This window comes from Flavobacterium sp. NLM, assembly GCF_002210235.1.
Classification (GTDB): Bacteria; Bacteroidota; Bacteroidia; order Flavobacteriales; family Flavobacteriaceae; genus Flavobacterium; species Flavobacterium panici.
The window spans coordinates 25,217-43,303 of the sequence record NZ_LIAC01000014.1 but is presented as its reverse complement, the minus strand read 5'-3'; the positions used below and the strand labels follow the sequence as shown (position 1 = coordinate 43,303).

Below are 18,087 nucleotides of genomic sequence, written 5' to 3'. Positions count from 1 at the left end.
CTTAATGTTATAGAAATGAATTGAAGTGCAACTCAACAAATAAATTGTTTTTGCACAACTAAGAAAAAAGAGCCAACGGCTCGAACAATATTGTAGGGCTGGACTTCAGTCCAGTTTATTTGTAAAAAGAAGAATTTTAATCTTGCTGATGAAATTCATTAAAGGTCATTTTCTTTTCAAAGTAAGGTTTGTCTTTTGCCGACAGTAATTTCTTTTTCCAATGATTTCCTTTTAGTGAAAATGAAGTTGAATCAGAATAAGTTACAATTCCCAAATCTTCAGAATCGTCATCTGTTGGGTCATAAGAAACAATTTTGCAATAAAAACTTTCGGGATCTTTTCCAGAAACATCACCTATAAATTCCGTCCAGGTTCCCCAGCCGCTGTCTGACATGGATTCCCATTCATGTACAAGCTGTAAATTGCCGTTTTTGAAATAAAACAAATAATTTTCATAGGTATATCCGCAGGCCGGATATCCGAAATCAATTTTTATAAAAGAAGAATTTTTGTCTGAAGTATAAGTTAAACCGTTCGATCCGCTCCATTCAGAACCTTTTTCGTAGTTTTTGATACTAACTTTTGAAGACGCTACTTTGTTTTTATTCTGATAAAAGTCAAGTCTGAATTTTGAAGTAACAACACTGTCTTTATCTGCTTTTTGCTCGATAAGATTGGCTAAAATATGAGTCACTTCAGCATCTTTTTCGTTTGAAAGAAGAATTGTATCTGTTTTAAGAGAACGTTCTTCGGTTTCTTTTGTATCGGGAACAGCTATTTCTGGAATTTGCGTATGATTTAAATCAGCTATTTTAGGTTTCGTTTGTTCTTTTTGACAGCTTGCGAAAACTAATAGAACGAAAAGATATTTCAATTTCATTAATTATATTTTTGATTTGTTAGATGAATATAAAAAGAAGAAAATAAAAGCCATGATTACAAATCTAATTATCTCATTGTCTTCTTTTGCAACTTCATTCATCGGCTTTTTTCCTCCATAATAAATCCATTTAATACCATTTCCAATAAAAAAACAGATTAATTTTGATACTTACGACATAATTTAAAAAAACCAAGTCGCCACAAAAATTGCCGTAATCACACAAATAAGATCCACTAAAAGCATAGTGCCTAAAGCATAACGGGTATTTTTGATATTAACCGAACCAAAATAAACTGCAATTACATAAAAAGTACTTTCGGCGCTGCATTGAAAAATACTGCTCAGTCTCGCCGTTAACGAATCGGCACCAAAAGTATTCATCGAATCAATTAAGAATCCGCGGGAACCCGCAGAACTAAACGGACGAAGCATAGCAACTGGCAACGCATTCGTGATTTCTTTACTTACTCCCATATTCGAAAAAACAAAAGCAATTCCGTCACTGATAATTTCAAATAAACCGCTGTTTCTGAATAAAGAAATAGCAACCAACATTCCTAAAACATAAGGGAAAATAGTAACTCCGGTTTTCACTCCATTATTTGCACCAACAACAAAAGTGTCGAAAACAGTTGTGTTTGCCTCGCTGAATTTCTTTTCGTTTTTGAAAGAGAATATCAAAGTAAAAGCAATAATGGCAATTAAAATTAATCCCGAAAGGTTAGAAGTAAAGTAGTTTTTTCCAATTAAGTCCAAATGATTAACATACATCAGCAAACCAACAATGGCGGCGATTAATCCCATTAAGACGATAAGAAGAGAAGCACTTTTGAAATTGATTTTTTGTTTAATTCCCACAATTAAAAACGCAGCAATAGTTCCGATGAAAGAAGTAATGATACAAGGCAGCATAACATCTGCAGGGTTACTTGCATTTGCAGCGGCGCGATATCCAATAATCGAAGTTGCAATTAAAGTTAAACCCGAAGCGTGAAGACACATAAACATAATTTGCGCATCGCTTGCTCTATCTTTATCGGGATTTATTTCCTGTAAACTTTCCATGGCTTTCAATCCAAATGGCGTTGCAGCCGAATCTAATCCGAGGAAATTGGCAGCAAAGTTTAAAGTCATGTAGGATATTGAAGGATGGTTTTTAGGAATACTTGGAAACACCTTTACAAAAACCGGACTCAATAGTTTTGCCAGATTTCCAGAAGCTCCGGAAACGATTAAAAGTTCCATTAATCCGCAGAAAAAAGCCAAATAGGCGATAAGCGGCAGAATTAAATCAACTAAAGTACTTTTACAAGTTGGCAGTAAACCATCAGATTTTTGAAGACCGCTGTAAATTTTTACAGTTTTGCTTTTGTAAACATAAGTCGTGTCGGCATTAAGCGTATCGCGATTGATAATCATGGTTTGATCAGGCGCTTTTTTTATACTGTCTTTAATGAAAGCCGGAAGTTCATGAATGTATTTTTCAGAAACTAAAACAGGATCATCTTTCTTTCCATTTAAAACAGAATCAATCGTATAAGTATTGGCAGTAAATAAACTGACTACAATAAAAACAATCGAAGAAATAAAAATAACTAACCAAAATCTACTTAATACCATAATGCTATTTTTTTGTAAATGTAATTATTTAGGCAGAATATGCACAAAGATTTTATTCTCGAAAGGAGAAGTATTTCTAAGAAAGTGCAGACTTTTAGTGAAATTTCAAATTATTCAATAACAATTTTAGTTTCTAAGTAGTTTTCAAAAGCTTTAATTCCTTCAAATAGAATTTCTTTTTTCGAGTTTTCAGTTTCATTAAAAAACTCCGTTTCGATTTTGGCGTGATCTTTTTTGAAAGTCCGTTTCCATATTCCGATGACTTTTCCATTTTCAAGAATTATGGGTTTAAAGATGCCATTATTGGTAAAAACTCTAGTTTGATGTTCTGATAAAAAAGAAGCTTCTCTAGTTTTATACGAAATCAAAATCTCATCAAAAGCTGGAAGAAAGTGAATGCTTTCCTTGAAGTTAACCTTTTCAATGTTTTGATTTACAAAGTAATAATTTTTATTATCAATTTCAACAAACTCTAATTGCAACTTAATTGCATCAATAATTTTTTGACAGATAGTAGGTGGAAAACCAGACCACCACGAAAAATCTAGCAAAGTTGCTGGGCCGTGACTTTCAAAATAACGTTTGGCTAATTTTGCCAAACCTTCTTCTTTTGTCAATTTGGTTTTTGGTTTTTGAACTCGTTCTTCAAGCAAGGCGTATGTGATTTTTTTGCCTTTCATTCTGCCGTTGCAAACCAAACCATCTTGTTCTGCATGCATCATAATTGCAGCACTTAGAAAATCTTCTTTTGAAGTTCTTTTAATGCCAAGTTCCTGCATAATTTCATCCCGGGTCAAGTGATTGTTTCCAGATAATAGTTTTTCTATGGAATTATTAGCCTGATCTAGCTTTTTTGCATCAAAACCAAATTTTTTAGCACCGGAAATAGTCATTCTTTTTACCTGAGGTCCGGCAAGATCTAACATCCAGTAAATATCTTCGGGAGCAACAAAGTGCCAGGTTGGGCGTAAAATATGAGTTCTGATTATTTGGGCCGAGTTTACAGCTTCTTCAATTTCTTTTTCAGATGCATCACAACGGGAACCAATCGCCCATTTTGCCATTGCATAATCCTGAGACTGCATTGCGCCAAAATGGTGCACAATTTCTTGAGGAGAACATCTATCTGTTTTATACAGCTTCTGCGAAACAAGACGATGATGTGAAATTTCCGAATGTGTCATCTTTAATATTTTATTAAACCATATAAGTTATATAAGTTCATTTAAATAAAACTTTGTTCCTCAAAAATCAGACATGAATAATTTCATCATCAATCAATAAATCTTCACGGCGCAAACGAAGGAAAATCTGTGCTACAGCGATTGTATCTTTTTCGCAATACGTTATAATTCTGTCTATGTCTTTTTCGACATAATAAACGTGTGCGACTTGGCTTCCATCAATATCGCCTTTTGGGGATGGGACTCCCAGAATTTTTGTTAATAGTTTTAGTGACGTAAAATGTTTATAATCACCAAATTTCCATAATTCTAAAGTATCAAGATGCGCAATTTCCCAAGGTTTTTTTCCGAATAAATTCAGCTTGTCCGGAATTGCGATTTGATTTATAATCATTCGGCGTGCGATAAACGGAATATCAAATTCCTTTGCGTTATGTCCGCATAAAAGATGCTGCGGCTGATTGAAATGATTGTTCAGCAGATTATTAAAGTCTTTCAGAATCTTTTTTTCTTCTCCAAAAAAGGAAGTTACCCTGAAATTTCTAACGTCGCCTTTGATTGTAAAATAACCAACCGAAATACAAATAATTTTCCCGAATTCTGCCCAAATTCCGGCGCGATCATAAAATTCTTCTGGTGTAAAATCGTCTTTTCGCTGATACTGTGTTTTTAAATCCCAAAGAGACTTCATTTCTTCGTCAAGGGAATTGAAGTTTTCTTCTTCCGGAACGGTTTCTATATCAAGAAAGAGAATGTTATTAAGGTTTATTTTTTCAATCATATTTTTTTGCCACGAATTTCACGAATTTTTACTAATTCTTTGTGGAGATAAATGTACAATAATTTGAATTTTTTTCAGGCACGAATTTATAATTGAATGAATTTTCTTTAAATAAAGAGATTTTTTGAGTCATAATTATGAAAGAAAAAAATCGTGAAAATTAGTGAAATTCGTGGCTAACACTTTTTAGAATAAACTTTGTTGTGGAGAAGGATTTTCATGTTCCAAAAGCCATTTTTTGCGGGACAATCCGCCGGCGTAACCGGTTAAAGAACCATTTGTACCGATAACTCTGTGGCAGGGAACAACAATCCAAAGCGGGTTTTTACCATTAGCAGATGCTACTGCACGAATTGCTTTTATATCGCCCAGTTTTTTGGTTTGATCCATGTAACTCACCGTTTTTCCATACGGAATTTCCAGTAATGCTTTCCAGACTTTTTGTTGAAATTCTGTTCCTTGCGGATTCAGTTTTAAATCGAAATCGGTTCTTTTTCCTTCGAAATATTCCTCAAGCTGTGAAACGGCATCTTTTAAAACTTTTGGGATTTTCTTTGAAACCTCGTTTGTACCAACATCAGAAACGGAAATTACTGCAATACCATCTTCATCTCCAACTATCTTGGTGATTCCTAAAGGAGAATTAACATATACTGTTTCCATAATTTTTTACCGCAAAGGCACTAAGGTTTATCGCAAAGTTCGCAAAGTTTTTTTAAACCATATAAGTTATAGAAGTAATTTAAGTTTTTATTGTTTAACTAAGCTCACAAAGTTTACACTATTGTCACCCTGAGCGAAGTAGAAGGTTTATGGAAACAAAAGGGCTTCGACTTCGCTCAGCCTGACATTTCAGTTTAATAATCCTTCAGCTTAAATTGATAATTTAAAATGGTTTCGATTTTCTCGCTTGAAATAATCTTTTTGATGTTTGATTTTTCAGAACTGAATTTTGGTAAAACTAAGTTTTGTTCTTTTGCTTTTTGAGTATAATATTGTTCTCTCGATGGATGAAAAGGTGCAGCGGCGTTGAAAACTTCATTCCATTTTGATTGGTTTATGATTTCTTCGATAATGGCAATGCAGTCATTTTGATGAATTAAATTTATTGGAGCATCGGGATTTTCCAGGTTTTCTTTTCCGGCTAAAAACTTTACGGGATGTCGGTCTTCGCCGATTAATCCGCCGAAACGTAGAATTGTGGTTTCGAAGTTTTGATTTTTTTGAAGAATTGCTTCTGCTAAAACCAATTGTTTTCCACTTTCAGTTTCCGGATTTGGTGTTGTTTCTTCAGTAATAAATTCGTTTTCATCTCCATAAACCGAAGTTGAACTCACAAAAAGGACTTTTGAAATACTTGATTTCTCAATAAACGGAATTAGGTTTTCGATTTTCTGAACAAAAACCTTCTTAGATTCTGATGAAACCGCTCGCAATTTTGGTGGAATGTCAATAATAAGGATTTCGCTTTCGGCTAAAAAATCAGTAATGTTTTCAGAAACACTTTCGCTTTCTACATTCACCAAAAAAGGATTTATTCCAGCATTTTCTAAAATAGAAAGTTTATTTTCAGAAGTCGTAGATCCGTTTACTGAATTTCTTTTTTCGATTAGTTTTTTCGCCAAAGGCAGTCCGAGCCAGCCGCAGCCTAATATGCTTATTTTTATCATTTCTTTTTTGAGGTTCAAAGGGGCAAAGATACAAAGGTTCAAAGGTTTTTTGTTTCACGCAGATTCTGCAGATTTGAGCAGATTTTAAAATCATTTTAATTCTTTTAATCTGTGGCGATAAATAAAAAACTTTGCGTCTTTGCGACTTTGCGAGATTAAATCAAATTTAGCGTAAATCTAACTTTGTCTTTTCCTTTTGCGCCAATTCTGTTGTAAAATTTAATAGCTCTAGTATTAAATTCAGGAGTTTGCCATTGAATGTTGACGCAGTTATTTTCAACTGCAATTTCTTTTAGCTTTTCAATTAAAACTTCTCCAATTCCGAAACTGCGGGCTTCTTCTTCCAGAAACAAACAATCCATGTACATAAAAGTTGCGGCGTCCCAGGTTGAATAATCAAAAGTATAGGAAACATAACCCACAATTGTTTCTTTTACAGCTACGACCAAACAGAACAGTTTTGGTTTTTTGCTGAAAATAGCTTCTTTTAATTTTTCTTCTTTTCCTTCCGGAGAAAACTCAGCTTTCTCAAATTCTGCATGTTTTTGGCATAAAATGACCAATTTAGGCAAATCGGTTATTTCGCAATTTCTTATTGAATATTCCATTGCAGGTTAATTTCGTTTTGGAGAAAATTAATAAAATGTTGAAAATAATCCGGGTAGGTTTCGTTTGCTCTCGTCGCTATGAAATGTTTTCGTTTTAAGCCGTTTTTACCCACTTTTACCGCTTTAATTGGATTATTCTTTAAATGTGGCTGTAATGCCCATTTTGCCATCGACATAACGCCCATATCGGCTTTTACCATTTCAAGAGATGCTTCTGTTAACGGAAGCGGGGTTACCTTTTTCGGCGTTATTTTGGCTGGAGCCAAAACAAACTGATGAATCGTAACCGTTTCCATCGGAAGGGAATGAATAATAAGATGTTCATTGATAAAATCCTCGGCAACAACATACTTTTTATCTGCCCACGGATGATTTTCAGAAACGGCCATTACGACTTCATCCTGAAATAGCTCAGTATATTTTATATGATTGTCTTTTATTGTATCGCTTACAATGGCAATGTCAATCGTGTTTTCTAAAAGTTTTTGCAGCGGAATATGAGTTGCTTCGGTTATAATTTTCAGCTCTACATTTGGGTATAAAAGATGAAATTGTTTTAAAACCGGCGGAAGCCAGTGATAACTTGAAAAACATTCAGTGCTGATTCTGATTTCGCCATATTCACCATAAACCATTTGTTTGATCTGTGTTTGAGCCTGCGAAAGTTTATCCAGAATTTCATTCGCCAATTCATAGATTTTTTCGCCAGCCTTTGTGAGTACCAGTTTTTTATTAGTTCTTAAAAAAATAGGTGTACCTAATTGATATTCTGCTTCTTTGAGCTGATGACTCAAAGCCGATTGTGTCAAATGAAGTTTGTCAATAGCTTTTGTAATGCTTCCTTCTTCAACAATTGCTTTTATCAATTTTAGGTGGCGTATTTCCATTTTTCGAGATTTATATACAAAGGAACAAAATTTTAGACTGGCTTTTGCATGAAAAAAACTAATGCGGTTCATGAATTCTTTTCGTTTTTATGGCACTATATGAGTTGTTACTTTTGAAAAAATAAAATCATTAAAACTACATTGACATGGAAGAGCAAATTAAATTTTATGAGCATAAACTAGCATTTGAAATGGATCCGTCTGATTTATTTGATGCTTTAAATAATGGTGAAAAAGTAATGGCGCTGGATGCCAGAAAAGCTTTTGGCTTTGAAGCAGAACATATTCCGGGTGCGATTAATATTCCACATCGCGAAATGACAGCAGAAACTACAAAAGATTTAGATAAAGATATTTTGTATGTTACGTATTGCGACGGAATTGGCTGTAACGCTTCGACGAAAGGCGCTTTGAATATGACAAAATTAGGATTTAAAGTAAAAGAACTAATTGGCGGAATAGAGTGGTGGAAGTTTGACGGATATGCAACAGAAGGTGCAAAAGGAATAAAAACAGGTTTAAAAATTGAATGTGCGTGTTAAGAGTGACAAAGGCGCAAAGCTACAAAGGTGCAAAGGTTTCTCAACATGCCTTAAAAAAGCACTATGAAAATAGTGCTTTTTGTTTTTTATAGATAAGTTGAGAAACCTTTGCGCCTTTGTCACTCTGTCTCTTTGAACCTATTTTTAAGCTTCAACAACAGATTTGAGAGCTTGTAGAATTGGATTTTCTTCGCCTTGAGGTTCTTCTTGAACTGCTCCCGGACGATTGTCTTCCTGAATTATTTCGAGTTTTACTTTTTGATTTTCTTCAGATAAAACATAACTCATTATAAAATAATTTTCCGGTTTGTCTTCTAATTCCGGTCTCGGAAAAAACAATGAATATTTTATTTTTTGATTTGGAGAAACTTCTAAAACCGTTCCCCATTGTTCAAAAACCTGACCTTTCCATTCATTCCTGAACCTGATTTCATTTCCGATTATCCAATCCGTAATTAAATCACTTCCGTATTGCCATTGTTTAACTAATTCTGGTTTTGTCAATGCATCCCAGACTTTTTCTATTGGCGCACTTAAAAATATTGTAGAAACATTTGTTGCCATAGTAAATGGTTTTTATGGTTTATTCAGGCTTTATAACCGGTTTTATTAAACTGTCTTTTGCGATTACGGCACTATCCTGAACTGGCGCTGGCTGTACCGGCGGGGCTACGGGAGCGGTATATCTCTTGATTTTCTGCTGAATCATAATCGCGTCATTTAAAACAAATGGTGTTGGCATCATCCAGTCGCTTCTCGGTTTCACTTTCAACAACGGATTTGTCATTAAATCGAATGAACTTTCAATTAAATCCATATCAAAAATAGATGATTTATTGATGTAGAAATCCATAACAAGCGGTTCGTTTCCTACAACATAATAACATAAAACACGCATTCCGTCGCGCTCTAAACGATTTGTTTTTTCGCCAGAAGTTGAAACGCCGTTTGCTTTAAAGTTATAAAACGTCATTTTTGGATTGGCGTAGATATCGTAACGGTTTACTTTTCTATTTGGAGTTATCTGGATTTTGATGTATCTGTTATTACCGATAATACTGTCTTTTAAGAAAGAAATAGTAGGTTTTGGAATATCAACAACAGGAGCAATGGCACTGTATGTAAAAGCAGAATTGTATTTACTTGCAATAGGAAGACTGTTTAAGCCTACCGCTTTTTGGTTTTTCTGACCTAAATACGATTTCGTCCAGTCGTCCAGGTTTACATCATAAGTTGCCCAAAGTGCTGAGTTTGTATTAGCATTATAAACGTAAAGTAAGCTGTTTGATTTTGCTTTTCCGTGTTCGTATCCAGAATGATATCCTGCGTAGATAAAAAATCCAATCGACGCTGCAAAGAAAACCATAATCCATGCGCCTTTTTTAGCAAAAGTATTGAATATTGGCAGTAATAATCCGAAGAGAAGAACGGTTAAAACAGCACTTCCAAAAAGTATTTTTAATCCTAAACCAATTGGAAACATGACAATAAATGGCGCAATAATGGCTAAAGCCGGGATACTGAAAATTAAATTTACGCCTAAGCTGTAATGCTGTGTAAAAACAAAAATTCCGAATAAAAGAATTCCGAAATAAACCGGAATAATCAAGAATCCTGCCCCTGTTAAACTGTTTGCTAAAAATGCGTTTATAATAATCCAAAGTAACAAAGGCGCTACAAAGTGGTTCATTGTAATTTTAGCATCAGAAAAATGATGGTAAAAGGCAAAACAAATGGCAATGCTTAAGGTTACAAATGCACCAATGTAAGCGTGACCGTTATAGGTGAATCCGTTTAGGAGATCAGAATACTGCGGATAGATTTCTAAAATAATTTTCCATCCTAAAAAAGTAACTAAACCAGCAATAATTAAAGATCCTAAAAGCGGAACAAATCCTTTAAATATTTCTCTTAGCGTAATCATTCTTTTGGCTTTCCCGATAAACATGAAAAGAACCAACAAACCAAAAGCGATTAAAGTCATTGGCATTACCCAGGAAAACGGATAACTGATGAAAGAAAAAGGAGCGCTGAAATAAACATAATCTTCTGTTGAAGCCGTTTGGTTTAAATCAGTATTTGCGAAGTATCGTAATAATGGCATCAAATAAGAACCTTGATGCGCAAGAGTCATTTTATTTAAATGCTGAACATCGTCCTGCTGTGTGTGATAATTGTAATGTCCGTCGATAAAAGCGAAATTAAATCCCTGAATATTTCCCTGTTCTCTAAAAACGGTTAAGTCAGTATCATTTGGAAGCATTTTATAAATGCTGTACATCAATGAGTTTGATACCGGATAAGATGCTTTTGCTTTTGTAAATTCCTGTACAAGTGCCTGATTTCCTTTGTTGGTTTCCATCAGCATATAACTTGGTCCGGAAGTTCCTCTTGCTTCAAAGTTTAAAACCAGACCTACATCTTTTGCCCATGGATGTTTGTTTACAAAAAGGGCAGCTCCGTTTAAACCTAATTCTTCAGCATCTGAAAAAAGAATGATGATATCATTTTTTTGAGGTTCTTTAGCATATAAAAAAGCTCTGATTCCTTCTAGTATTGTGGCAACTCCAGATGCATCGTCGCTTGCGCCTTTTGAAAAAGAATGCGGTGCACTGTCATAATGAGAAAGTAATAAAAGTGCTTTTGAACTATTTGTTCCTTTAATTCTTGCAAGAATATTTTTAGATTTGACTAAAAGCCCTTTATCGTTAAGAGTAAAACCTTCCTGAACGCTTGTTTCTAATCCAATTCTGTTTAGCTCCAGTTTAAGATAATTGGCTACCAATTCATGATTAGTTGAACCCACATAATGCGGTTTTTGCGCAATAATTTCAACCTGATTCAAAGCTCGTTCCGTCGAAAAATCAGCCAGAGCTTCATCATTTTTTGAAATGTATTGCGGCATCATTGTGGCATAAATGATACCTAAAATGGCTAGAATTAAGACAACTGCCAGAATCGAGGTGGGGTTTTTTCTCATGATGAATAACTAAATTTCTTTTTTAACAAGCATATAATAATCATTGTCCAAAGACCTATATCCTTGGTCATACAAGAAATAGTAGGTATTTCCTGTTTTGGTTTGCAAGATATTAGTAAAGAAATCAAAATCAAAACCTTTATTAATCATTTTCTCCCTAGTTGCTTTTGATTTTCCGTCAACATTCAGCTCTGACAAAATACGGTAATTTTTTCGTAATTTGTTGTTTACATTTCGCATGAAATTGTTGCTGTCTTTATTTATTTTATTGTTGTAGGCATTTCGACAGTTGTCTGAACAAAACTTTTTATCTTCCCGGCCTACAAGTTTTTCCGAGCATTCAAGACATGTTCTCATCGATTACAATTTATTAATTTGATATAAATCTGTTCGTCTGTCTTTTAAAATTCGCACACTTCCATGTTCATGAAGATGTTTTAATAAATTTAAATCGACGTCAACGATAAGTGTCATTTCAGTATTTGGAGTTGCTTCTGCTTTGATTCCGTTACTTGGAAAAGCAAAATCAGAAGGTGTAAAAACCGAAGCCTGTGCATATTGAATGTCCATGTTGTTTACCTTCGGAAGATTTCCAACGCAGCCGGCAATGGCAACGTAACATTCATTTTCAATCGCGCGTGCCTGTGAACAATGCTTAACTCGTGTATAAGCATTTTGGGTATCGGTTAAAAATGGAACAAAAAGAATATTCATTCCTTCATCGGCCAGTAATCTTGAAAGTTCAGGGAATTCGACATCGTAGCAAATTAAAATTCCAATTTTACCGCAATCTGTGTCATAGGTTTTAAACTCAGATCCGCCTTTCATTCCCCAATGATGCACTTCATTTGGCGTTATATGTATTTTAGAATACATTTCAGAAGTTCCGTCTCTTTTACATAAAAAGCCAACATTGTATAAAATACCATTCTCGAGATGCGGCATACTTCCTGTGATGATGTTGATATTGTATGAAATAGCAAATTCCTGGAAACGTTTTCGAATAGGATCTGAATGTCTTGCCAATTCCCGAATCGCTTCGGCTTCAGATAAATGATTGTAATCGGCCATTAAAGGAGCGATAAAAAGTTCCGGAAATAATGCAAAATCGCTTCCATAACCGGAAACGACATCAATGAAAAATTCGGCCTGTTCAAAAAGAGCTTCAACATTATTAAGCTGACGCATCTGCCATTGAATTAGTCCCAAACGAATAATACTTTTTTCAGAATTAATCAATTTTGGACTTTCATCATAATAAACGTTGTTCCATTCCAGAAGAACTGCAAACTCTTTTGATTCTTCGTCTCCTTCCAAATAATTTTTGATGATGCGGAGAACATGAAAATCATTACTTAACTGAAAAGATAGAACAGGATCATGAAGTTCTTTGTCTTTTACTTTTTCAATATAAGTTCTAGGAGAAAATTTTTTAGAATATTGATTGTAGTTCGGGATTCTGCCTGCAAAAACAATAGCTTTTAAGTTTAATTGTTCGCAAAGTTCTTTTCTGGCATCATAAAGACGTCGGCCCAAACGTAGTCCGCGATAGTTGGGATGAATAAAAACATCAATTCCGTATAAAATTTCACCGTCAGGATTATGGGTGGAAAAAGAATAATCACCAACAATTTGTCTGTAATTGTGTCGTTTATCGACTAGTTTTTCATCAACAATTAACGATAATGCCGAGCCTACAACAACGCCGTCGACTAAGATTACCAATTGTCCTTCGGGAAATATTGAGAGTAGTTTTTTTATATCATTTGATCTCCAGTAGGAGTTCGCCATTTCTGGATACGATTCAACCATTGAATTTTTCAATTGTTTGTAATCTTCAAACGCAAGGTTTCGTAACTCAACTTTTTTAATTTCTTTCTGCATATATGTACGATTTCTCTCAAATATAGCAAAAATAACTTCCATTTACAAACGCTTACAAATATTTACAACCGAAAGTAAATAGTTTGCAACCGAATATTTCAGGACAACGACCGCACCTTTGCCTCGTTGAAATTAATCAGCGAATTTTTATAGAAACATTTAAATAGTATACGCCATGAATGCAATGAAAAACAGAATACAACTTATTGGTAACGTAGGACAAGATCCTGAAATTAGAACATTAGAAAACGGAAGAAAACTGGTTCATTTGAGTATCGCAACAAACGAGATTTACAAAAATGATAAAGGCGAAAAAGTAGAACAAACCGAATGGCACCGAGTTACAGCCTGGGGGAAAACTGCCGAAATCATTGAGAAATTTGTAGTGAAGGGAAAAGAAGTCGCAGTTGACGGAAAGTTAACGCACAGAAGTTACGATGACAAAAATGGAGAAAAAAGATATGTTACCGAAGTTGTTGTAAACGAGATTTTACTGCTTAAATAGATAATCTTGCCTAAACGCCGCGAAACCCGACAGGTTTATTACTAACTTGTCTTTACAACAAACCCGACAGGTTTTTAAAACCTGTCGGGTTTAACTTTTGTGTTGAAATTTATAAAACCGAAGCTCCATTTATATCTGTCGAAAGGACTTCACTCATATAATCGAAAAAGGGTCTCATGTTTTTGAAAGTTTCTAAAGCATGTTCTAAAAACTGCGGACTCAAAACTTCCTCATCTGAAAATCGTTTGATAATCAAATATTGTTTAAAACGTAATAAATCTATGGCTTCGTGATCTTTGTCAAAACCTTTTGGTGCTGTTTTAAGCTGTTCGCCTTGCAGAACTCCAAAAGTGCTTTTAAAAGATTTTGAGTTTAATATTTTTTGGAATGTTTCAGGATCGTGGGCAAACTCGCTTCTTATACGTTTTAGATCAGCAGCATTTGGTCCCCAAAAACCACCGATTAATGAAGTGTTTCCTTTTTCGATATGAAAATAATATCCGCCTCGGCGTGCGCTTGTGGCTCTTTTATAACTTCCGCCCCAATAAGCTTTAAATGGCGTTTTATCTTTAGAGAAACGAATGTCGCGATAAATTCTATAAACGCTTCTCTTTCCAGATTGAGTTTCTAAAACATCTGCTTTTGAAAGTTCCTTAAGAAGTGCTTCTGCAAAAGTTTCAATGTGATTTAATTCGATTAAATACTTTGGTTTATTCTCTTCAAACCAGGGTTTGTTATTGTTTTGTTTCAGTTGATATAAAAAATCAAGACTTGATTTTGGTATAATGATTTGGTTTTTCATAATGCAATAGCGACTTTTTTAAAATCAGAAGACGAATATAATTAAAATTAAAAACCCACCAGATTTCCTGGTGGGTTTTCTATATTTCGTTAAGCAGTTTTTTTGAATAAATCAAACATAGGACAGCGTGAGCAGCGTTTCTTTTCACTCTTTTTATATTTCTCACAACAAGAAGATTTACAGTTTTCAATCTTCTTGATCTTATCAAGGATAACAGCGTTCTTTTTTTTCTTTTTATCCTTTTTCTTGTCCTTATCTTTCTCTTTCTTGCCCAATTTTCCTCTGTATTATTAAAAACAGAGACAAATATAAAAGAAAAAAGTTATTTTTAAATGTTCTAAATAAACTTTAACTTTTTTATTTTGGGTTGATGGCAATCGAACTTGTAACTGTTAATTGCTGAATGTCACGGTCAAACAAATAAAGTCCGCCTTTATCTTCACCAATCAAATTGATTTTATCTAAAATAGATTTAGCTGTAGCTTCTTCTTCGATTTGTTCAGAAACATACCATTGTAAGAAATTATGTGTTGCATAATCTTTTTCTTCAAAAGTTATGTGTACTAATTCGTTGATAGATTGCGAAACAAAAATTTCATGATTATAAAGCTCCTCAAACATTTCTTTAAAAGTAGAATAGGTTATTTTAGGTGCTTTTAGATCTGTGATGAGAGCATGTCCTCCGCGTTCGTTCACATATTTTACTAATTTAAGCATATGTGCACGCTCTTCGTCTGATTGTGTGTACATAAATTGAGAGATTCCTTCTAATCCGTGTACTTCAGCCCAACAAGCCATAGAAAGATAAGTTTGCGAAGATTCTGCTTCTATGCGGATCTGCTTATTTAAAGCTGTTTCAATATTTTTTGATAGCATAATGATGTCTTTTTTGTAAAATTAACTAAAATATTCCAAACCATTTTTTCAAACCTCTAAAACATTGAGACATTTGGGTTAATTATTTATAAATTTAATGGGTTTTGATTTGCCCAAAAGATGCCGGTTTCGAGAATATAGACTTGTTCATAATTGGGTTTCCGTTGTCTTCTCTTATAAAACCATCTGTGAATTTACGAATTATAAATTGCTTTTGAGTATCATCATAATAGCTCAAAATGGAGTAGTCTTTTAATTTTATAATGTTTTGAAGCAATACATTTTTATTTGTACTTAAATAATAGAAAATGTTATCAATTGCCAGAGGTTCTGATTTTACTGCAGTCAAAAAATCATTGTTTTCGTTCAGTACAGCATCAAAGAAAACCATTTTGTTTTGTGAATAATAGGAGTTTCCGGCATCATAAAAATCATTTTGCCCGTATTCAAAATTCGAAACAATATATTCTACATAACCTCCAAATGTCAAATAACTGTTTTTTCTGTTCTCTAAAACAGAAACTCCAACGCTCAAGTCTGCTAATTGTTTCAGGAATTTAGCCGTAGTTTTTAATTCCTGAGGTTTATTATTATTTGTTTGAAGAAACAAAGGCGAATTTTTAAAACGGATAGTATCATTTTTTGAAACCGAAATGTTTTTAATCACTTTTCCTGACTCGAAATCTTTTATATCAAATAAAAACTCGTCGCTGTTGGCCTTAATTTGGTAGAGTTTATTTTGATTATAAAATGAATTGGAAGTTTTAGAGGTTTTAAGAGAAGCAGGCTGATTAAAATTTTTCTCTGTAATTTCAAGTGTTTTTATGTTGAGATCGAAAACCTGTGTTTTTTGAAAACTATAATCAAATGTCAAAAGAATATGATCGTCAAGAACATACATTTTGTTTATGTTTGAAGCCTTATCAAGAGGATTAAAATCATTTAACTCCATTTTTTGAATGGGATAATATCGAATAAGAGAATTAAAAGTTAAGTTTTGTCCTTTTTCGGTTTGAAATTTAAAACCTGAAAAGTCAAACATTTTTATTTCACAGTTTCCATTTTTAAATTCATAAAGCAGAAGATGCTGCTGGCTTTTTTCTTTAGCCAGAACATAAAAATTATTGTTTTTTTGAAAACTCGTTATAATATATTCATTGCCTTCTGGAAAATCGAAATTTAAAGATCGCGAAGTTTTTGTTTCCAAAAAATATTTAACGATTCTGATATTTCTTAAATTCTGAGAACTCCAATAAAGCAGGGGATTACCATCTTCATTAATGCTGCAGCCAATTAGGGATCTCTTTTCTACACTTTTTATAGAATCTGTAAATTGATTGGTGAGAAATAGTGATTTGTTATATTTTAAAATGTTGACCTTTTTATCATCGGCGGCAAAAACATAAATATTGTGCGTTTTTACATCTTCAACATTTAAAATTTGACCATCTTCCAGAGCGTTGTTTAAGTTTAACGGAAATGAATTCAATACTGTCTGGCTTAACAATACTGATTTAGAAAGTAAAAGCAAAAAAAGTACAAGTTTTTTCATGGGTTTTTACGGGCAAATATTATTCCAAATTTAATCAAATAATTGTGATTATAATTTATGAATAGAAAGCGGAATAGATATTTTGACACAATAAAAAACAAAAAAGCCCGAAAGAATTAACTTTCGGGCTTTTGAATTTATTACTTTTTAAAGGAATTATTTTACTTTAAAAGTAACTCTTCTAGCTAATCTTCTAGCTTCGTCTGAATCTTTTTGGATTGAAGTATCAGATCCTGCAGCAACAACATTTAATCTTGAAGAAGCAATTCCAGCTTGAGTTAGAATCTTTTTCACGTTTTCTGCTCTTGCATTTGATAATTTCTCATTGTAGTCTGCTTTTCCAACCTGGTCAGCATATCCAATAATATCAAGAGATGCTGAAGGGTTTTTTCTTAAATAAGATAAAACAACATCAATTGCAGCAGTTGAATTTTCAATAGGAGTTGCTTTGTTGAAATCAAAGTATACACTGTAATACTTGTCATTAATCAAATCTTTAACAACATCTCTTTCATTAACAACATTGTTTGTAACCGGTTTTTCTACGATAACCTGTTTTTCCGGCATGTTTTTGATTCTGTTTTCAAGATCAGCGATTTTGTTGTCATACGCAGAAAGATCAACATTTTCAGAAACTACAGTCCAGTCAGCATGTTTAGTGTTTTTACCTAAATAAACAGTTAATCCAACTGTACCATTGAAAATTAATCCAGAGTAACCTCTGTTTTCAGGAAGATAAGCTCCGTCAAAAGAACGATCCTGAGATGCGTTAAAGATTGTAGAGAAATCTCCGGTTAAAGCAAGTCTGTTTGATAATTTTATTTGACCAGTTACACCAGCAATAAAGTTACCCATTTCGTCTGCTCCTCTAAAATTGTCATTTCTCAATTGAGAATAACCAAAACCAGCATGTCCTAATAAACCAATAGTGTTAGTCCATGTTTCAAAATTCATGATACGCCCTAAGTTCGCAACAGCTTGTAAATCTACTCTGTAGTATTTTGAATCAAAATCTAAAGAGTTGCTTTTACCTTTGAAGCTGTTATAACCAAAATCAGCTTTCAAACCAAATTTGTTATTGAACATGTAACGTACTCCTAAATCACCAACCCATGGACTTGGGGTACTTGTAAAGTAACCGTCAGAAAATGGTTTTTGAGGCTTGTTTACACCACCAGCAAATTCTATAGACCACTTATTGTAATTGTTCGAAGAATTTGTTTCTGTTTGTGCATTTACGCCTGTTAAGCCTAAAGCAAATGCGAGAATAATTACAGATTTTTTCATTGTAATTTGAGTTTTAAAATTTTCCC

General features: G+C 33.7%; 18 protein-coding genes. 2 read left to right on the top strand and 16 right to left on the bottom strand.

The window, feature by feature from the left end:
* Positions 1-136: 136 nt before the first annotated feature.
* The 8 genes from APR43_RS17010 to APR43_RS16975 form a co-directional block, all read right to left on the bottom strand.
* Positions 137-880 (bottom strand): hypothetical protein, encoded by a 744-nt coding sequence (locus APR43_RS17010; protein ID WP_053473104.1) that lies wholly within the window; start codon positions 878-880, stop codon positions 137-139.
* Between the two features lie 183 nt (positions 881-1,063).
* Positions 1,064-2,503 (bottom strand): nucleoside recognition domain-containing protein, encoded by a 1,440-nt coding sequence (locus APR43_RS17005; protein ID WP_053473103.1) that lies wholly within the window; start codon positions 2,501-2,503, stop codon positions 1,064-1,066.
* 110 nt (positions 2,504-2,613) lie between these two features.
* The gene (locus tag APR43_RS17000) at positions 2,614-3,687 is read right to left on the bottom strand and encodes a winged helix DNA-binding domain-containing protein (protein ID WP_053473102.1); all 1,074 of its coding nucleotides are present in this window, start codon (positions 3,685-3,687) and stop codon (positions 2,614-2,616) included.
* 67 nt (positions 3,688-3,754) lie between these two features.
* The gene (locus tag APR43_RS16995) at positions 3,755-4,468 is read right to left on the bottom strand and encodes a 3'-5' exonuclease (protein WP_053473101.1); all 714 of its coding nucleotides are present in this window, start codon (positions 4,466-4,468) and stop codon (positions 3,755-3,757) included.
* A 186-nt stretch (positions 4,469-4,654) separates the two neighbouring features.
* Positions 4,655-5,131: a methylated-DNA--[protein]-cysteine S-methyltransferase gene (locus APR43_RS16990; protein WP_053473100.1), complete on the bottom strand. Its 477-nt coding sequence runs from the start codon at positions 5,129-5,131 to the stop codon at positions 4,655-4,657.
* Positions 5,132-5,325: 194 nt separating this feature from the next.
* Positions 5,326-6,138 carry an NAD-dependent epimerase/dehydratase family protein gene (locus APR43_RS16985; RefSeq protein ID WP_053473099.1) on the bottom strand — a complete coding sequence of 271 codons (813 nt, stop codon included), beginning with the start codon at positions 6,136-6,138 and terminating at the stop codon, positions 5,326-5,328.
* Between the two features lie 155 nt (positions 6,139-6,293).
* Positions 6,294-6,746, bottom strand: a complete 453-nt coding sequence (locus APR43_RS16980) for a GNAT family N-acetyltransferase (protein WP_053473098.1) — start codon at positions 6,744-6,746, stop codon at positions 6,294-6,296.
* Positions 6,731-7,633, bottom strand: coding sequence for a LysR family transcriptional regulator (locus APR43_RS16975; RefSeq protein ID WP_053473097.1), 903 nt, complete (start codon positions 7,631-7,633; stop codon positions 6,731-6,733). Before APR43_RS16975 ends, APR43_RS16980 begins: the two co-directional genes overlap by 16 nt.
* Before the next feature lie 146 nt (positions 7,634-7,779).
* Between APR43_RS16975 and APR43_RS16970 the strand changes: the two genes are divergently transcribed.
* The gene (locus tag APR43_RS16970) at positions 7,780-8,175 is read left to right on the top strand and encodes a rhodanese-like domain-containing protein (RefSeq protein WP_053473096.1); all 396 of its coding nucleotides are present in this window, start codon (positions 7,780-7,782) and stop codon (positions 8,173-8,175) included.
* Positions 8,176-8,319: 144 nt separating this feature from the next.
* Here APR43_RS16970 and APR43_RS16965 read toward each other — a convergent pair whose 3' ends face one another.
* From APR43_RS16965 to APR43_RS16950, 4 genes are read right to left on the bottom strand one after another with little or no spacing between them, the layout of a single operon-like run.
* Positions 8,320-8,739, bottom strand: coding sequence for an SRPBCC family protein (locus tag APR43_RS16965; RefSeq protein WP_053473095.1), 420 nt, complete (start codon positions 8,737-8,739; stop codon positions 8,320-8,322).
* 19 nt (positions 8,740-8,758) lie between these two features.
* Positions 8,759-11,155: a M28 family peptidase gene (locus tag APR43_RS16960; RefSeq protein WP_082356454.1), complete on the bottom strand. Its 2,397-nt coding sequence runs from the start codon at positions 11,153-11,155 to the stop codon at positions 8,759-8,761.
* A 9-nt stretch (positions 11,156-11,164) separates the two neighbouring features.
* On the bottom strand, positions 11,165-11,512 hold the full coding sequence (locus APR43_RS16955; protein ID WP_053473094.1) for a hypothetical protein: 348 nt from the start codon (positions 11,510-11,512) through the stop codon (positions 11,165-11,167).
* A 3-nt stretch (positions 11,513-11,515) separates the two neighbouring features.
* A complete protein-coding gene (locus APR43_RS16950; protein ID WP_053473171.1) occupies positions 11,516-13,039 on the bottom strand; it encodes a carbon-nitrogen hydrolase family protein in 1,524 nt (507 codons plus the stop codon).
* Positions 13,040-13,214: 175 nt separating this feature from the next.
* Between APR43_RS16950 and APR43_RS16945 the strand changes: the two genes are divergently transcribed.
* Positions 13,215-13,544 carry a single-stranded DNA-binding protein gene (locus APR43_RS16945; protein ID WP_053473093.1) on the top strand — a complete coding sequence of 110 codons (330 nt, stop codon included), beginning with the start codon at positions 13,215-13,217 and terminating at the stop codon, positions 13,542-13,544.
* Positions 13,545-13,653: 109 nt separating this feature from the next.
* On the opposite strand, the gene APR43_RS16940 is transcribed toward APR43_RS16945, so the two are convergent.
* The 4 genes from APR43_RS16940 to APR43_RS16920 all read right to left on the bottom strand — a co-directional run bounded on the left by APR43_RS16940 (position 13,654) and on the right by APR43_RS16920 (position 18,061).
* On the bottom strand, positions 13,654-14,346 hold the full coding sequence (locus APR43_RS16940; RefSeq protein WP_053473092.1) for a DUF2461 domain-containing protein: 693 nt from the start codon (positions 14,344-14,346) through the stop codon (positions 13,654-13,656).
* A gap of 357 nt (positions 14,347-14,703) precedes the next feature.
* Entirely contained in the window at positions 14,704-15,222 is a 519-nt protein-coding gene (locus APR43_RS16930) for a ferritin (protein ID WP_053473090.1), read from the bottom strand.
* Between the two features lie 94 nt (positions 15,223-15,316).
* The gene (locus APR43_RS16925; protein ID WP_053473089.1) at positions 15,317-16,774 is read right to left on the bottom strand and encodes a hypothetical protein; all 1,458 of its coding nucleotides are present in this window, start codon (positions 16,772-16,774) and stop codon (positions 15,317-15,319) included.
* A 156-nt stretch (positions 16,775-16,930) separates the two neighbouring features.
* Positions 16,931-18,061: an OmpA family protein gene (locus APR43_RS16920; RefSeq protein ID WP_053473088.1), complete on the bottom strand. Its 1,131-nt coding sequence runs from the start codon at positions 18,059-18,061 to the stop codon at positions 16,931-16,933.
* Between the last annotated feature and the right edge of the window lie 26 nt (positions 18,062-18,087).

What these genes read in the sequence shown, in the direction of transcription:
- APR43_RS17010 (WP_053473104.1), bottom strand. Translation starts at nt 880, where the DNA reads ATGAAATTGAAATATCTTTTCGTTCTATTAGTTTTCGCAAGCTGTCAA.
- APR43_RS17005 (WP_053473103.1), bottom strand. Translation starts at nt 2,503, where the DNA reads ATGGTATTAAGTAGATTTTGGTTAGTTATTTTTATTTCTTCGATTGTT.
- APR43_RS17000 (WP_053473102.1), bottom strand. Translation starts at nt 3,687, where the DNA reads ATGACACATTCGGAAATTTCACATCATCGTCTTGTTTCGCAGAAGCTG.
- APR43_RS16995 (WP_053473101.1), bottom strand. Translation starts at nt 4,468, where the DNA reads ATGATTGAAAAAATAAACCTTAATAACATTCTCTTTCTTGATATAGAA.
- APR43_RS16990 (WP_053473100.1), bottom strand. Translation starts at nt 5,131, where the DNA reads ATGGAAACAGTATATGTTAATTCTCCTTTAGGAATCACCAAGATAGTT.
- APR43_RS16985 (WP_053473099.1), bottom strand. Translation starts at nt 6,138, where the DNA reads ATGATAAAAATAAGCATATTAGGCTGCGGCTGGCTCGGACTGCCTTTG.
- APR43_RS16980 (WP_053473098.1), bottom strand. Translation starts at nt 6,746, where the DNA reads ATGGAATATTCAATAAGAAATTGCGAAATAACCGATTTGCCTAAATTG.
- APR43_RS16975 (WP_053473097.1), bottom strand. Translation starts at nt 7,633, where the DNA reads ATGGAAATACGCCACCTAAAATTGATAAAAGCAATTGTTGAAGAAGGA.
- APR43_RS16970 (WP_053473096.1), top strand. Translation starts at nt 7,780, where the DNA reads ATGGAAGAGCAAATTAAATTTTATGAGCATAAACTAGCATTTGAAATG.
- APR43_RS16965 (WP_053473095.1), bottom strand. Translation starts at nt 8,739, where the DNA reads ATGGCAACAAATGTTTCTACAATATTTTTAAGTGCGCCAATAGAAAAA.
- APR43_RS16960 (WP_082356454.1), bottom strand. Translation starts at nt 11,155, where the DNA reads ATGAGAAAAAACCCCACCTCGATTCTGGCAGTTGTCTTAATTCTAGCC.
- APR43_RS16955 (WP_053473094.1), bottom strand. Translation starts at nt 11,512, where the DNA reads ATGAGAACATGTCTTGAATGCTCGGAAAAACTTGTAGGCCGGGAAGAT.
- APR43_RS16950 (WP_053473171.1), bottom strand. Translation starts at nt 13,039, where the DNA reads ATGCAGAAAGAAATTAAAAAAGTTGAGTTACGAAACCTTGCGTTTGAA.
- APR43_RS16945 (WP_053473093.1), top strand. Translation starts at nt 13,215, where the DNA reads ATGAATGCAATGAAAAACAGAATACAACTTATTGGTAACGTAGGACAA.
- APR43_RS16940 (WP_053473092.1), bottom strand. Translation starts at nt 14,346, where the DNA reads ATGAAAAACCAAATCATTATACCAAAATCAAGTCTTGATTTTTTATAT.
- APR43_RS16930 (WP_053473090.1), bottom strand. Translation starts at nt 15,222, where the DNA reads ATGCTATCAAAAAATATTGAAACAGCTTTAAATAAGCAGATCCGCATA.
- APR43_RS16925 (WP_053473089.1), bottom strand. Translation starts at nt 16,774, where the DNA reads ATGAAAAAACTTGTACTTTTTTTGCTTTTACTTTCTAAATCAGTATTG.
- APR43_RS16920 (WP_053473088.1), bottom strand. Translation starts at nt 18,061, where the DNA reads ATGAAAAAATCTGTAATTATTCTCGCATTTGCTTTAGGCTTAACAGGC.